Below are 16,342 nucleotides of genomic sequence, written 5' to 3'. Positions count from 1 at the left end.
TTATAAAAATAGTATCGCAGGAGCCTACTCTTGCTTATCTGACTTCGATTATAATTAACGATTTGCTTTACTGTGGATAGAGTCAAGCGATCGCCTCAGACTAGAAGCCCAAGGCGAAGATGATCTAGCTATCTCAAAACGACTTGAAAGGAATTCAAATAACCTGTAATAGTTTTGCTGAGAGTTGGCTGTTGCTTTTTCGTGGTGATTGCCATAACTTGATAAAGTCTACCTTCCGCAACATACATCCGACTTCTGGTAATTTTACCTCCGGCATTCACAAACTCAATTTCTTTGCCGGGATGACCATTGGAACTGCGAATATTTCGCTGACGAATTAGATTACTTTTCGTAGTTTTTAAAACTAGAGACTGTGCTTGTTCCAATATGGTTTGCGGATTCGTCAACTTACCGTAACTGTGGGGAAAATCGTTGTACACCACTACATAAGCAACTTGCTGCTTTGGTGGTTCCGCCACGAAGATTTCTAAGTCAATTTCCCCCATGTAAGTTTTTTGGGTTTGGGTTTCTTTATTAGGTGTTCCCGGCATTAACACTGTAAAACGTCCATCAGGCGCACGAAATAACTTCCATTTGGGTTGGACTGGTTGCGTCGTAGTTTCTGGCTTTTTCGCCGCTGATGGCTGGGGTTGACGTGCTTCCACAATAAAACAGCTACCACAAACGAGTGTAGCAGCCATGAATGGTAAGAATTTTTTGAATGTCATAGTTTTAGCTTGACTGATGCAGATATCACTGATGATGTTAGTGTTATAACCTAGCTGCACACAAAGCTGCACCTATTAATCCTACTTGGGGGTTGAGAATAATATATACTGGTACTTCTTCTAAAAGCGAACGCATTCGGCCTTTTTGCGTGAAGTTTAATAAGAAACTGCCGTTTTGAATTAAAGGCAGAATTTTCGGGGCAATTCCACCTGCGATGTACAAGCCACCGTAAGGTAAAAGTTTCAACGCCAGATTTCCAGCTTCTGCACCGTAAGCATCAACAAATAGTTGTAGAGTTTGTTCCGAGAGGCGATCGCTTTTTTGAACTGCGGCTTTACCAATCACTGCACCAGGATCAACGCTTTTTTCTGGCTGTCCGGCTTCTTGTTCCCACGTTCTCACAGCTTGGGCGATTTCTGGGGATTCAGTTGCATGTTTGCGATCGCGTAAAAATTGGTAAATCGCCACAATACCCAAACCAGACACAACGCGTTCTACAGAAACACGTTGGATATCATGTTTATCCAACAAGTATTTCATCAGTTGAAATTCTAACTCGTTGCGGGGGGCAAAGTCGGCGTGACCACCTTCGGAAGGAAATACTTTATAATGATCTCCCTGCTTCATTAACAAGCCTTGTCCTAAGCCAGTACCTGCACCAATCACCGCGATGGGTGCTTCTAGTTTTTGTTTCCCTAGTTGTAAAGTCAGTAAATCTTCTGCACTTAAACCGAAAATACCATAACCCACAGCGGCAAAGTCATTAATTAGAGAAATTGCCGCAATACCCAATTCTTGTTGCAGACGTTCGGTATCTAAAAACCAAGCTAGGTTAGTGAGTTTAGCAGTGTTGTTAACTACTGGCCCGGCGATCGCAAAACAAGCTTTTTGGGGAGTTGCTGTATTCGCTTTCAGCAAAAACTGTTGTACCATCGGCACTAAATCAGGAAAATCCCCACTACGATAACTATCCTCATAAATAGTCTGTAACTCTTGTAAATCTGAGGTTTCAACCAATCGCAGAATGGTTTTTGTGCCGCCGATATCTCCTGCTAGTAACAAAGTCATAAATCAATACTTAGTAATTTAGTTGCTGTTGTTGTAGAGTCAATTCGAGCTTGAGGAAGAAAGTTGGGTGAGACTGGATTAATACTTAATCTTTTCTTGGCTTTTAAGTCTAGTCTTGTGTCTTGTTGAGGAATTTACGCAAATCGGATCACTTCTTCTATTTGAGTTAGATGAGAAGTATCCCCTTTTAGTTCTAGCAACCATTCTGGGCCTTCTAGCACAACCTTGACTAAAGAACATAAAGAAGCTTTAACTTCCGTTTTGGCAACTTCACCGACTAATCCCATTGCTGCCCCAAGAACAGAAGCACCATGCGCTACCAATAAAATCTGCGCTGGAAAGAATTCTGTTGCTAGACATCTGGCAGTTTGTCCTGAACGTGCGCGTACTTGTTCGTGAGTTTCTGGGTATTTAGCAGCAATGCGCGGTGTGTAGCTAAGATCAATCCGGGGAAATAGTTCTTTTAAGGCTAAAACAGACAGTCTTTCTGGTTCTTCTGTCATCCATTCAGGATTCAGCCATTCACTCAAGCCTGTTTCTAATTTAATCGATAAATCCAAGGCTTCGGCAACGGCATTAGCTGTTTGCACCGTTCGCAAAAAAGGAGAAGCAAAAATATGGGTAATTTTTTCTGTTTTTAAGCGTTGGGCTAATTGTTTTGCCTGTACGAAACCATCATCAGATAAAGGTGGATCGTAGCGTCGTTCAGCGGTGAGGAACCAATCAGGATTTACAAAGTCGAGGCGGTTGGCGTGTCTTGCGATCCAGACTATTTGACTCATGGGTTTTTTACGGCAAATGCAAATAAAGTTCACGCCTACAGAAAAATAGGAGTGCTAAAAAACGGTGCAAACCCAATATTATGACAAATATGTTTACAATGTGACATACTTCCGGCGTTGCTCTTGAAGACAAGGTGGGGCTGCTGGCGGTATGAAAACATCAATTCAGTCATCCTGAACCTCTCCCCCAACCCCTCTCCGACGCGGAGAGGGGAGTTGAGCTAAGGGCTGGGGGGTTTTTGGTGACTGAATCTATGCTCTAGAGTTATCAGAAGAGACAGAAGATTTATTAACTGCGATCGCGACCACTAATTATGAATGTTCACCGTTAATACTCTCATAAATACTGGATAGTAATTTCTCAAATACAACTGCTTTAAATTCTTCACTATTCATCACCTGCATAAAGATTTTCTCGTTACCATTCATGCGTTCAATAAAGAAATTTTCCAGATGCTTTTCTAGCACTGGGGCGAAGTTTTCTTTGGTATTTACTTGCGCCGCTTGTTTGATTGAGTCATTAGCAATCGCAGTTTCGGTGATTTGCTCGAAAAAGAGTTGGTCTGCTACAGTGAAGTTAGTAGCGAAGCGTTCGTTCAGGGTGTCAATTAGCTGGGATAGAGGGACTTCTTGATCTGGCTGACGAGTTCCGACAGATGTAGCACCTTGTAATGGTTCGGCTTTTCCTGGGGTTAAATCAATTTTCCCTTCGCTGATTTTTTCCAGGCGATAAAATTTTAGTTCGATATCTCCAGATAAATCTATTTTGGGGGCTTGGGTACTGCGGGGTAATTTCTTCAGGAGAAAACGCCCGTAAGCATAAAGTTTTTCTAATTCTGAATCTTGGTAAGGGATAATTTGGGCAAGGAATAAATAGAGATTACGGAAGCTGGTAAGTTGACTTTTAAATAGTTCTTTTTCTGCGTCTAGTAAAGCTTGATAATTTTCTATAATTTGGTCTAATAATGTATTTAATTTTTTGTGTTCGATTCCCGTAAGAGAAGTTTTCGGGCGGAACCAAATTTCACACCATTGGTTTACATCGTTTTGGCTAAAAAGTTGCCATTGATAAAGTTGGTAAGATAAATCATTTAATTTTTGCGGATCGGCGGTTTCGCCCACCGGGGTTTCTTCGTAGTAGGGTTTAAAGGCTTGGTAGATGTCTTCTGGTTTGTTGACAAAATCTAAAACGAAAGTGTCATCTTTCCCTGTGGTGGTACGGTTGAGGCAGGATAGAGTTTGGACGGCTTGCACGCCATCGAGTCGTTTATCAACAAACATCGTGTGGAGTAATGGTTGATCAAATCCGGTTTGAAATTTGTTAGCAACTAGCAAGACTTGATAAGCATCACTAGCAAATTTATCAGGAATTTCGGAAGTTTTAATTCCGCCATTCATGTTGACTTCGGTAAATGTTTCTCCGGGTAATTCATCTAGGGTAATAGAACCGGAAAAAGCGACGAGAGATTTAATATCGCTATAGCCTTTTTCTTTAATGTATCTATCAAAGGCGCGTTTATATTTAACGGCGTGTTCGCGGGAACTGGTAACAACCATTGCTTTTGCTCTCCCCCCAATTTTGTGGCGGGTATGGTTGCGGAAATGTTCGATGATGATTTCTACTTTTTGGGCGATGTTGTAGGGATGAAGTTCGACAAATCGAGCGATCGCCTTGGCTGCTTGACGACGTGGTAAATTAGGGTCATCTTTTGAGGTGTGGACAAGTTCGTAATAGCGATCGCTTTCTCAAAAGCATCCCCCGTTAAACCCATCGCCTCGTATTTCCCCTTCGCTTCCAGTACCGCTTGCTTAGTCGGTTCCAAGACAGCATCCAAACGCCGCAGTACAATCAGAGGTAACATCACCCGGCGGTACTGGGGTGGACGGTAAGGGCCACAGAGTTTGTCAGCGATGCTCCAAATAAAACCGACTAACTCTTGATTATGAGAATTTTCTATACTGGCAACCATAGGGATTTTTAGTAATAAATTTAAATTTATTTAGCACTCTCTGGAAAGAATATTCAGTTTACCCCTTTCTTAGGACAAACTATGGTTGTAGCCCCATAAGTTAAAAAATTTAGCCCGGATGAATGTTAAGAACAATAGTAGGGACGTTCCACCCTACAGCCGATTCAATTTTGGATTTATGAATTTAAATTGGAGATTTGTCATTAACCAATCCAAAATCTAAAATCTAAAATTATTCTGCCTCCTGGGATAAGTTATTATTCATGCCGTGACATTTAAATACTTGCATCTCGACAACCAATGGTAAACTCCACCCTCGTGGCCACACTCTATGTCAACCCTGTAACGGGCAAAGATACTAATGATGGTTCACGGTTGAGTCCGTTTAAAACCCTCACCCGTGCCTTAAGAACGACAACACCGATAATTATTCAGCTGGCACCTGGCACTTATAGTGCCGCCAATGGTGAACAGTTTCCCTTGGTGTTGACTGCGGGGGTAACAGTGATTGGGAACGAAATTAATAAAGGTGCAGGAATTGTCATTTCTGGAGGTGGTGAATATCAAAGCCCCAGTTTTAGTGTGCAGAATATCACGTTGTTGTTGCTCGGTGATGCCAGTTTGATGGGTGTGAGTGTGACTAATCCTATCCCCAAAGGTACTGGGGTGTGGATAGAATCATCAATTCCCTACATGGCTAACAATACTTTGCTTAATTGTGGACGGGAAGGAATATTTACCACAGGTAATGCCAAACCAGCCATTTTAGATAATGTGTTTGTCCAAAATGCTGCCAGTGGTTTGTTTATGGCGCGCAATAGTAAAGGGGAAGTGTTACGCAACACTTTTCAAAAGAATCCTCTAGGGATAGCAATAACTGACTCAGCCGCCCCATTAATTGCCAATAACAAATTATCAGAGAACCGAACAGCGATCGCGCTTTCTCGTGATGCTCGTCCGGTATTGCGGCAAAATTTAATCATCAAAAATGCCCAAGGTGGGTTGTTAGTCAATGCTAATGCTGTGCCAGATTTAGGTAGCAGTCAAGATGCTGGCAGTAATATCTTTAAAGATAATGGCGAGTTTGATTTACAAAATGCTGGCGCACAACCTTTAATTTCTGCTGGTAATCAGTTAAATCCGACTTTAGTCAAAGGGCAGGTAAATTTCATCGCTGCGACAGAAGATAGTCCGAGAATTGTTACCGGGAGTAGCAGTTTTCCTGATTTAGTGGGACATTGGGCGGCTTTGTTTGTGCAAGCGTTAGTCAGTCGCGGCGCAATTAGTGGCTTTCCTGATGGCACTTTTGCCCCAAATGCACCTATTACCCGCGCCCAATATGCGGCGGTGCTGGCGAAAACTTTTCAATTGCCCAGCAGCAGCAAATCTAACCAATTTAAAGATGTCAAAGCTGATTTTTGGGCAGCAGCGGCTATTTCTAGTGCAGCCGAAGCCGGATTTATCAGCGGTTTTCCTGATGGGACATTTCGCCCAGGCAACAACCTCACCAGGGTACAGGCGATTGTATCTATTGTGAATGGTTTAAAATTTAGCGGCGGCACCCCAAATGTGTTGAGTGTATACCGCGATCGCGCCCAAATTCCCAGTTATGCTACTAATGCAGTCGCCGTGGCCACGCAAAAACTAATCATCGTCAACTATCCCCAATCTGACTTGTTAGAACCACTGCGGGAGATTACACGCGGTGAAATTGCCGCCCTACTATATCAAGCATTAGTCGCCAACAGCAAAGAAAAAGCGATCGCTTCACCTTATATAGTCAGTCCCGATGCCGAAGTTCCCACCTTCGCCGACTTAAACCGACACTGGGCTGAACCATTTATCCGCACCTTAGCCAGCCTGAATTTAACCCACGGTTTTGCTGATGGTAGCTACCAGCCAGATAAACCTATGACTCGCGCCCAATATGCAGCTTTAGTGGCGGCGGCTTTTAACCCCGCACCCAAACGCCCAGCCATTGAATTTATTGATGTTCCCCAGAATTTTTGGGCATACAAAGCTTTACAAATTGCCGCCAGTGGTGGTTTTGTGAGTGGATTTAGCGATCGCACCTTTCGCCCTGATCAAAATGTGCAAAGACTACAGGTGATTGTTTCTCTAGTCAATGGACTCGGCTTACCCGCAGCCCAAAGCAATATATCACTGCCCTATACTGACAGTAATACTATTCCTGACTATGCCCAAAAAGCAGTGGCAACTGCTACACAACAAAAAATCGTTGTCAACTATCCAAAGCCCAATTTACTCGCCCCAACGCGAGAAGCCACAAGGGCGGAAGTCGCAGCAATGGTTTATCAAGCTTTAGTAGCAATTAATCGCACACCAAATATTAATTCGCCCTATATTGTTTCGACAGCCAACAGTTGAACAAGTAAAATGAAAAACACTGCTTATAAACTTGGAAACTCTTGGTTATCAACCCTATAGCTAAAAACACGCTAGGCTATAGGCGATGGGTCGAAAATTTATACCTGTTGCCTCAAGCCAATAGTCCCATGTTCACTAAAACGCCAGAAACTTCTGCCGAATTGGCAGCTGCTCTACTAATTCATTACAGTTTCGATCTCACTGGCTATAATGCCACTGAGCTTGTTAACCGTTGGCAAAATAAATATCCTCTCGATTGGCTGCACCTAGCAGTCATAGAAGCCTTGTATCAAGGTCGCTATAAAGCCATTTCCGTACAGCAAATCCTCGCATTTTGGCAACGGCGAGAGCAGCCGATATATCATTTCAATATGGAATTTGAACGGCTAGTTTGTAGTAAATTCCCGGAAATATTAACGGCACTGACTACACCAGCCTTACCACCTGCTCAGGAAGATGTTAGCTCAGAAAATGTAGCGAATGTTGCCAATTTGGCAGCAACAAATTCATCATCTACGGTGAATGCTGAATATCAGCAAAGCCACAAACGCACAGAGACACTATCGAGGAGAGTAGATAGTCAACGCGTCAAAAACATTTTGGCATCTTCGACATTGAGTCTTCCGCCAGCTGATGTTAAACCCAGGCTGAATTCACAACCGATGCTACCCAGCAATCTTTCATCACCAAACCCTGACAAACAGCCAAAGTTACTGGCATCTACAGTCAATCATCCTCCAATTGGGCGCTTTACTCCCGAAACTAGCGATCGCTCCGAGTCATTCACCTCCAAACTCAAAGCGATTTCTCACGAAAAGCCCCAAAACGTTTCTCCTCACAGACAACTTGAACAAAGTTGGTAAATCTCACACTAGGAGATTTTCAATTTGTGTCTCTCCTGTGCTTGTGAACCTGCATAGATAAAATTGTGGGTATAAGTTTTTTGTGTGATTTTGAATATTCAACAGGCGATCGCATCTGTAACCATAAATAAAATTTTATTTATTTTTAAATTAAACTTATACTGATTTTTACTAAAAAATTAAGTAATCAGTTTAGTTTGGCTATAGCAAAATCAGTTTTTCAATTATTTAAATTTCTGAATATTGCTGAATTGAGATATGAATCCGTGTAGAGACGTTGCGCCATCACGTCTCTACAAAGATTTTCATCATAAGTAAAATCCTTTTTATCAATAAATTCAGTAGCACTAAATAATTTGTGATCTGACATTTATTTTATTGCAGATATCTCCGCAATAAAAATAAGTGATTTTTTGCTGTGAAAAAATTTATGCCCAAAAAACAAACATTTTTCTTATGGTTCAAGTCAGTTTTAATATTTGGGGTAACGGTGCGATTAACCGTTCAGGGCGGATTAATGCCGATGCACCCACATACACGATTATTCATGGCTATCAAAGCACTGCTGGTAATGCTGGTAATAACTATACACCCGCAGATTGGGTAGTAAACATTGCCCAAACCATTCGACAACGCGAGTCGAATGCAAACATCATTTTGGTAGATTGGGAAGCAGGCGCTAGTTCCTTGTATTATCCAACTGCTGCTGCCAACACGCGAGATGTAGGTAATCAATTAGCTACCTACTTAAGAAATAGTGGCGTAGATGCAACTGATATTAATCTCATCGGTCACAGTTTAGGGGCGCACGTAGCGGGGTTTGCTGGCTCTGCTTATCGTGCTTCTACAGGGCGTTCTCTAGGACAAATAGTCGGGCTAGATCCAGCCGGGCCAGAATTTGAAAGCGCCGCAACAGGCGATCGCTTAGATCCCACAGATGCGACTCGCGTGACAGCTATACATACCAGTGAAACCCTCGGTTATGATGCGCGGTTAGCCACTTTAGACCTCTATATCAACTGGAATGACCTTTTCCAACCAGGACAAATTAGTTTTGTGGGCAATCATAGCTATGCCCACACTTTGTATACACAATTACTTCAAGGCAATAGCTTTACTCAGTCTAACGGCACTCTCTTGAACTTAAATACAATCCTCAATGGTGGGTTTCTGGGTGAGAACTATAACAGCACTAAAAATAATCAGGTAATTGTTGCCCTCAATCTTTTAGGTACTACTGGTAATGATGTTTTGTCTGGTAGTGCAGCCAGTGATACCATCCGAGGTAATGCCGGCAATGACCGGATTACAGGTGGTGATGGCAATGATTTCCTGTATGGAGATAGTGGGAGCGATCGCCTCAATGGTGGACGAGGTAATGATTCTGTCTTTGGTGGGACTGGGAGCGATCGCTTGTTTGGTGATGATGGTAGCGACGTGCTAACAGGCGCTGATGCTTCAGTAGGTAGGGGTTTTGGCGAAATTGACCGCTTAACTGGCAATGTTGGAGGCGATCGCTTTGTCGTTGGTACTACCACAGGAGTTTTCTACAGCGATGGTAATACCAGCACTTCTGGTCTAGGCGACTACGCCCTAATTACTGATTTCAATGCCTTAGAAGACACAATCCAATTATCTGGCGCCAGATCTAGCTATAGCTTGGGATCTGTACCCACTGGTTTAGCTACAGGTACAGCCCTATTCTTCAATGAAAGTAGTCTAGAACTAGTGGCTATAATTCAAGGCTCAACCAGCCTCAGCCTGAGTGCCAGCTATTTCGTGACCGTATAAATCTTCAAAATATCCAATCAGCCCGTCTGTCGCGGGCTGATAATATCTCACAGTATTTTATCTAGCTTTTATAAGGTTATCTTAGCTGTCTCTTAACATTAATCACTTAAAACTCCTGAGTAACGACTAGCAATTAAGCAGTTAGTAAATTTCATTCAAAATTCAGGAGAACACAGTGACTTTATCAAGGCGGAAATTTTTCACCCTAGCTGGAACTGGAACAGCTGGTGCTGTACTTTTATCACCATTACAAGCTTTTTACGCCAAGCGCACATTAGCTGCCGGGCCTTACGGTGCTTTGCAAACCGACCCTCTAGGTGTGCTAGATTTACCTGCTGGATTCTCTTACAGGAGATTATCAGAAACAGGACAAACAATGACCGACGGCTACAGAGTTCCCGGTGGACACGATGGTATGGCAGCTTTTCCTGGAGCCAATGGTAATACAATTCTCATTCGTAACCATGAACTCACTCCAACTTCTAGCAATGGTTTGAATGCTCCCACTGGCAGCAAATACAACTCTAGTGCGAGGGGCGGTTGTACTAAATTGGTTGTTAATTCCTCCCGCAACTTGGTAGAACATCGGGGAGTCCTTGCCGGAACTATTCGTAATTGTGCTGGTGGCCCTACACCTTCAGGGTCTTGGTTAAGTTGCGAGGAAACCTTTGAAACCAATAACAGCAAGAAGCATGGTTATGTGTTTGAAGTTCCCAGTAGTGCCAATACTTTTGTTACCCCCGTTCCTCTAACTGCTATGGGGCGTTTTAATCATGAGGCTGCCGCTGTAGATCCCAACACCGGGTATATTTACATGACGGAAGACCAGCCAAATGGACTGTTCTATCGCTTCATTCCCAATAACATTAACAATCTAAGTTCTGGTGGTACGTTATACGCCTTAAGAATTATCGGGTCATCTGGAATCAACACTGCTACTGGTTTCCCAAAAAATACGCCTAGGGCAGTGGATTGGGTACAGATTATTAATCCTGATCCCACCTCTGATACCGTCAGAACAGCAGGATATAACAGCGGTGCTGCCAGATTTTCCGGTGGGGAAGGCATATTTTATGGCAGTGGTTATGTCTACTTCACTTGTAAAAGTGGAGGTAGTTCTGGAGATGGGCAAATCTGGCGTTATTCACCCACTAACAATACTGTTGAGCTATATATTGAACCTAATAATTCTGGTGTGCTAGACAATCCAGACAATATTGTCGTTTTTCCCAATCGAGACATCTTTCTTTGTGAAGATGGCGATGGTACTGATTTCATCGTGGGTATCACGCCAACCGGTTCCCTCTATAAATTTGCTCGTAATCGCTTGAATAGCAATGAATTTGCTGGAGTTTGTTTCTCACCTGATGGACAAACCATGTTTGCGAATATTCAAACACCAGGAATTACTTTTGCTATTTGGGGCCCCTGGTAAACAGAACTTACGCACAAAGATTATCTATTGAGACTAGGTGTAAGGGTATAAAGGTATAGGGTGTAAGGTTTTGAATATCTACATCTCTACACACCCTTGCACCCTTGTCCTTTAGGTTTTATCTACAGCTGCTACACGTAATGCGACACGCTTATACTTACTGGCATCATAAGGAATGCCAGCGTGCATAACTTGGGAATTATCCCAAACCACCAAATCTCCCGGCTGCCAAACATGAGCGTAAACGGGTGTATGTTCTAAAATCCTTTGAAATAGTTCTCGCCAAAACTGTTTTGCCAAATCTAGTTCATCTTCCATCCCCACAGGTATTGATGTATCTGAACCAAGATATAATCCTCTCTGCCCCGTTACCTTGTGAGTTGAAACGATAGGATGCTTTTTCATCGGCACATCCGGCCCTGGCTGATAGGTTCTTGGCGGCAGATGATACATAGACATTTGCTCTAATTGCTGCCGATATTCAGGGTCAAAATTGTTATAGGCTTCTACCATGTCTAAGAATTCAGTTGTGTGGGGTTGACCATCAACTCCTTGTGCTGGTATTTCTACGCCATACAACATCACCACATATAAAGAATTCATATCTAGACCTTCTGTTCTCGGTAGAAAGTCTTTGTCATGATGCCATTGCCAAGCAAACTGTCCGATGATTTCTTGCGTATTTTCTTTAGGATTCCCTAAAATAGATACACCATAACTTTGTAAATCTGGATCAATATCTGGGTCTAGGGGTTTAGGTAGATATTTAAAACCTAAGTCACCAAAAGTTTTATCGGTAAATTCCTTCAATTGCGATGCCGTCAAATGTTGGTTTCTGACGACAATCACACCATTCTCCCAAAGTGACTGTTTAAATTCCTGTATTTGTTGGTTTGTTAGTTGCGTCAGATTACAACCTGGCAATACTTCTGTACCTAGTCTAGGATGCTGCTTAACTATCTGCTGCTGCATTTTAAATAATCCTTTTTATACATATAGATTTGAATACCTTACTCCTCCACCAAAATTCTTTTTATTTAATCAGAATTAATTCCATATTGCCTAACTGTCTTATAAGAATCCATCTCCCAAACAGCAGACGTGATAATCACTCTATCGGCGTGGCGATAGATCTGCTGCATAATATTTATTCGCCCCAGCGATGCCACTGGCGAAAATTAGTTCCGTCACTAACAGCTAAACCAATTTGATGCTGTGAAGATAGTTCATCGTAGCCACCTTCATTCGCGCCAATATAGTACATCCAAAAACTGCCATCATCCATTGGTACGATACAAGGCGTACCTATCGCCCTTGCATCCCAAAGACCAGAATTCTTTTGGGCATGAGAAAAGACAGAACCTCCTGGTTGGTCTCCTGTTTCTTTTTGCCAATGAATTCCATCGTCCGAAATAGCTAAACCAATGGAGTGATAACCACTGGTATTGACACCTTCGTAAAACATGACGTACTGTCCCTCAATTTTCAGCACATGGCGAGTCCCAATACCTCTGTCATCAAAACTCCCAGACTCACCTGCTGCTAAAATTTGACCTACCTTTTCCCAATGTAAACCGTCAGTAGATACAGCTAAACCAACTAAAAATCCTTTGTCAGGGTTGAGGGTGTGGTAGTACATTTTCCAAGTGCCATCATCATCAGGCAGCACTTGCGGCCAGGCGCAGAATAAAGCATCAAATTCTCCAGGCTTGCCTAAACCGAGAAAAGCGCCTTGATAATTACCTTCTAAGCGTACCCAATTGATGCCATCACGAGAAATCGCACAGCCGGGGCGCATATTTAAGCCCTTTGCTTGAAATTTTCCCATCTCGACTATTGTGCGATCGCCCCCAAAGTACCACATCCAATAAAGATTATCTCGAAAGTAAACATTGCTAACACCAACATGGGCTGAATCAAACCGATTGGAATCTAGATGCGGTTCAAAGACAGCCCCTCCAGTTAAAGAACCTTGAACACGTTGCCAATGAATTCCATCAGCAGAAATTGCTAAACCACAGCGACCTGTTGGCAAATTGATTTGTCGGTCAAAAGAAGCGTCTCGACCGTAGTACCACATCCTCCAAATCCCATCAAGACAGCGCAAGACCTGTGGCGAAGAAATTCGTTCAGAGTCCCACCAGCCTTCTGGGCCTGGTGTTAGTACTAATCCGGGTTGATTGAGCGGTGTTGTTGCTTGATTCATATATATAATTTAGTTTGAAATCTCAACTCCTACAGTTTGCTGGTACTTAGATTAGCGATCGCTCCATAATGCTGTAATCTTCAACTCAGCTTCGCAACATTTCTTAACTATTCTGCGTCATCATCCGATGGGTAAAATCCAAAATCTAAAATTGTTTGACAGTTTGTTGTATTCATAAATGAGTATCTGAAAATAATGAGAAATATCAGCCAGTGCTTCAGTGCTATTTCTTTAGTTGTGCTACTCCAAAGTGTTCCCCTAACTGTTCAGGCACAATCAACAGAAACTCCTTCTCAGACAAGCCCAGATTCCATTCAACAGGTAATTAAAGCCCAATGGATGACAAATTCTGCCGATGGCAATTTTTATCCTGAAAGATTGCTGAGTCGGGCAGAACTAGCCTCAATTATGGTCAAAGTATTTCGACTTGATAAACGACAAACTGTTAGTCAAGAAAACCTTCCCACTCCAGATGTCCCCAAATCTAATCCAGCATTTAACGATATTCAGGTAGTCTTAAAAACAGACATTATGAAAGGCTATCGGGGGAATTTGTTTTTTCCCAACCAAAGAGTAACCAGGGCAGAAGCTTTAGCGATATTTGCCCAGGCTTACGGTGTATTTCAATTTGATGATGATTCTGTTAATGAAATTCTTTCATCTCATCCTGATGCTACATCAATTCCCACCTGGGCGAGAAAAGCGATCGCCACAGTCGTCTCCGAAGGATTGATCAACACAGATAGCCAAGGCAATATTTCTCCATTACAACCTATGACACGCGGAGATATGGCCTACGTGTTGAGTAAATATTTGCAACGTCAAAGACAACTACCAGATACACCAGAAGTTCCAAGTGTGCCTGATAATACAGTTTCCCCTTAGTAACCAAGGTAACTTACCCATATTCGTAGGGCTGACACAATTCAACGCAAAATCAAGGCTTTGGGCAATGGTGCCGGGGCATATAGGTATGTACAACTCTTACACCCTATACCCTTCCACCCTTACACCCAAATTTCAACAGCTATCTGTGTAAGTAAGTTCTGAGAGAGTTTGATTACGTAAGTTCTAATTCTTAATGGGTTATGTAACAGAATTGCAACTCCTCATAAATCATGGGGACAACCCGACCGTGGGAAAATCAGAATACCAGAAGTAGAAATTAGAGAGGAAAACCCTATAATATGCATCTGAGTGAAATCACCCATCCTAATCAGTTGCACGGTTTATCTATCCGGCAACTGCAACAGATTGCTCGCCAAATCCGCGATAAACACCTCCAAACAGTAGCAGCAACAGGCGGTCATCTAGGGCCAGGTTTGGGTGTTGTAGAGTTAACTCTAGGGCTTTACCAAACATTAGATTTAGATCGGGATAAAGTTATTTGGGATGTAGGACACCAAGCTTATCCCCATAAACTGATTACAGGACGTTACAGTAACTTCCATACCCTCAGACAAAAAGACGGAATCGCTGGTTATCTCAAGCGTGGCGAAAGCAAGTTTGACCACTTTGGGGCAGGACACGCTTCTACAAGTATCTCCGCCGCCTTGGGTATGGCATTAGCCAGAGATGCCAAAGGCGAAAAATTTAAAGCTGTGGCTGTCATTGGTGATGGTGCTTTAACAGGTGGTATGGCCTTGGAAGCCATCAACCATGCTGGACATATGCCCAAAACTAACTTGCTAGTGGTTCTCAACGATAACGAGATGTCTATCTCGCCTAATGTGGGTGCGATTCCTCGCTATCTCAACAAAATGCGCCTTAGCCCGCCAGTACAATTCATCAAAGATAACTTTGAAGAACAATTCAAACAAATTCCTTTCGTTGGTGAATCTCTATCTCCCGAATTGGGACGCATTAAAGAAGGAATGAAGCGGTTGGCGGTTCCCAAAGTGGGGGCGGTATTTGAAGAACTGGGCTTTACCTACATGGGGCCAGTTGATGGACACAATTTAGAAGAATTGATTGCGACTTTCCAACAGGCGCATCAAATCCAAGGGCCAGTTTTGGTACACGTAGCCACAGTCAAGGGTAAAGGTTATGAAATCGCTGAACAAGACCAAGTAGGCTACCACGCCCAAACTCCTTTTAATTTAACAACTGGCAAAGCTATCCCTTCCAACAAACCCAAACCGCCTGCTTATGCCAAAGTCTTTGCTCACACCTTAGTTAAACTCGCTGAACAAAACCCGAAAATCATCGGGATTACCGCAGCAATGGCCACAGGTACGGGTTTAGATAAACTCCAAGTTAAATTGCCCAATCAATATATAGACGTTGGTATTGCTGAACAACACGCTGTGACTTTAGCTGCGGGTTTAGCATCGGAAGGGATGCGTCCTGTGGCCGCTATCTACTCAACCTTCCTACAACGGGCTTACGACCAAATCATTCATGATGTTTGTATTCAAAACTTGCCCGTCTTCTTCTGTTTAGATAGGGCGGGAATTGTTGGCGCTGATGGCCCCACCCACCAAGGGATGTATGATATTGCTTATTTGCGCTGCATTCCTAACATAGTCTTGATGGCACCGAAGGATGAAGCCGAACTGCAACAGATGATCGTCACTGGAATTAACCATACCAGTAGCCCGATCGCTATGCGCTTTCCTCGTGGTAATGGCCACGGTGTACCCTTGATGGAAGAAGGTTGGGAACCTTTGGAAATTGGTAAGGGTGAAATTCTCCGCAATGGTGATGATGTGTTAATCGTTGGCTACGGCACAATGGTTTATCCCAGTATGCAAGTGGCGGAGATTCTCAGCGAACACGGCATTGAAGCAACAGTGATTAATGCGCGTTTTGTCAAGCCTTTAGATACAGAGTTGATTTTACCGTTGGCTAAGAAAATTGGTCGCGTTGTCACTCTAGAAGAAGGTTGTGTGATGGGTGGCTTTGGTTCTGCTGTGGCGGAAGCTTTACTCGATGCGGATATTGTTGTCCCAGTGAAGCGTATTGGTATCCCAGACACTTTAGTTGAACACGCTACTCCAGAAGAATCTAAGGCAGAATTAGGTTTAACTAGTCGTCAAATTTCTGAAAGAGTTATGGAGGCTTACTTTCAGAAGGAAGTATCAGCTGTAGTTTAAACCTGCTGTGTAAAA

General features: G+C 42.9%; 13 protein-coding genes. 6 read left to right on the top strand and 7 right to left on the bottom strand.

What is annotated here, in order from left to right:
• Window positions 1–128: 128 nt before the first annotated feature.
• The 5 genes from IQ244_RS12815 to IQ244_RS12795 form a co-directional block, all read right to left on the bottom strand.
• Window positions 129–728 (bottom strand): hypothetical protein, encoded by a 600-nt coding sequence (locus IQ244_RS12815; RefSeq protein ID WP_193894607.1) that lies wholly within the window; start codon window positions 726–728, stop codon window positions 129–131.
• A gap of 43 nt (window positions 729–771) precedes the next feature.
• A complete protein-coding gene (locus IQ244_RS12810; protein ID WP_193894517.1) occupies window positions 772–1,797 on the bottom strand; it encodes a glucokinase in 1,026 nt (341 codons plus the stop codon).
• A gap of 134 nt (window positions 1,798–1,931) precedes the next feature.
• Window positions 1,932–2,579: a histidine phosphatase family protein gene (locus IQ244_RS12805; protein WP_193894515.1), complete on the bottom strand. Its 648-nt coding sequence runs from the start codon at window positions 2,577–2,579 to the stop codon at window positions 1,932–1,934.
• A 312-nt stretch (window positions 2,580–2,891) separates the two neighbouring features.
• The gene (locus IQ244_RS12800) at window positions 2,892–4,136 is read right to left on the bottom strand and encodes a type I restriction enzyme subunit R domain-containing protein (protein WP_228058895.1); all 1,245 of its coding nucleotides are present in this window, start codon (window positions 4,134–4,136) and stop codon (window positions 2,892–2,894) included.
• Between the two features lie 62 nt (window positions 4,137–4,198).
• Entirely contained in the window at window positions 4,199–4,549 is a 351-nt protein-coding gene (locus IQ244_RS12795) for a type I restriction-modification system subunit M N-terminal domain-containing protein (protein WP_228058894.1), read from the bottom strand.
• 300 nt (window positions 4,550–4,849) lie between these two features.
• Between IQ244_RS12795 and IQ244_RS12790 the strand changes: the two genes are divergently transcribed.
• The 4 genes from IQ244_RS12790 (at window position 4,850) to IQ244_RS12775 (ending at window position 11,026) form a co-directional block, all read left to right on the top strand.
• Window positions 4,850–6,937, top strand: coding sequence for an S-layer homology domain-containing protein (locus IQ244_RS12790; protein ID WP_193894513.1), 2,088 nt, complete (start codon window positions 4,850–4,852; stop codon window positions 6,935–6,937).
• Between the two features lie 128 nt (window positions 6,938–7,065).
• Window positions 7,066–7,800 carry a hypothetical protein gene (locus IQ244_RS12785; RefSeq protein WP_228058893.1) on the top strand — a complete coding sequence of 245 codons (735 nt, stop codon included), beginning with the start codon at window positions 7,066–7,068 and terminating at the stop codon, window positions 7,798–7,800.
• A 456-nt stretch (window positions 7,801–8,256) separates the two neighbouring features.
• Complete coding sequence (locus tag IQ244_RS12780) at window positions 8,257–9,591, top strand: hypothetical protein (RefSeq protein ID WP_193894509.1); 1,335 nt, start codon at window positions 8,257–8,259, stop codon at window positions 9,589–9,591.
• A gap of 175 nt (window positions 9,592–9,766) precedes the next feature.
• Window positions 9,767–11,026, top strand: coding sequence for an alkaline phosphatase PhoX (locus IQ244_RS12775; RefSeq protein ID WP_193894507.1), 1,260 nt, complete (start codon window positions 9,767–9,769; stop codon window positions 11,024–11,026).
• 111 nt (window positions 11,027–11,137) lie between these two features.
• On the opposite strand, the gene IQ244_RS12770 is transcribed toward IQ244_RS12775, so the two are convergent.
• Window positions 11,138–11,998 carry a TauD/TfdA dioxygenase family protein gene (locus IQ244_RS12770; protein WP_193894505.1) on the bottom strand — a complete coding sequence of 287 codons (861 nt, stop codon included), beginning with the start codon at window positions 11,996–11,998 and terminating at the stop codon, window positions 11,138–11,140.
• Window positions 11,999–12,173: 175 nt separating this feature from the next.
• On the bottom strand, window positions 12,174–13,232 hold the full coding sequence (locus IQ244_RS12765) for a glycosyl hydrolase (RefSeq protein WP_193894503.1): 1,059 nt from the start codon (window positions 13,230–13,232) through the stop codon (window positions 12,174–12,176).
• A 195-nt stretch (window positions 13,233–13,427) separates the two neighbouring features.
• Between IQ244_RS12765 and IQ244_RS12760 the strand changes: the two genes are divergently transcribed.
• Together IQ244_RS12760 and dxs are read left to right on the top strand one after the other, a co-directional pair.
• Window positions 13,428–14,117 carry an S-layer homology domain-containing protein gene (locus IQ244_RS12760; protein ID WP_193894501.1) on the top strand — a complete coding sequence of 230 codons (690 nt, stop codon included), beginning with the start codon at window positions 13,428–13,430 and terminating at the stop codon, window positions 14,115–14,117.
• 302 nt (window positions 14,118–14,419) lie between these two features.
• The gene (gene dxs, locus IQ244_RS12755; RefSeq protein ID WP_193894498.1) at window positions 14,420–16,327 is read left to right on the top strand and encodes a 1-deoxy-D-xylulose-5-phosphate synthase; all 1,908 of its coding nucleotides are present in this window, start codon (window positions 14,420–14,422) and stop codon (window positions 16,325–16,327) included.
• Window positions 16,328–16,342: the final 15 nt, after the last annotated feature.

The organism is Nostoc sp. LEGE 06077 (assembly GCF_015207705.1).
GTDB lineage: Bacteria > Cyanobacteriota > Cyanobacteriia > Cyanobacteriales > Nostocaceae > Nostoc_B.
The sequence above is the reverse complement of the archived record's forward strand: the minus strand, read 5'-3'. Positions and strand labels throughout refer to the sequence as shown.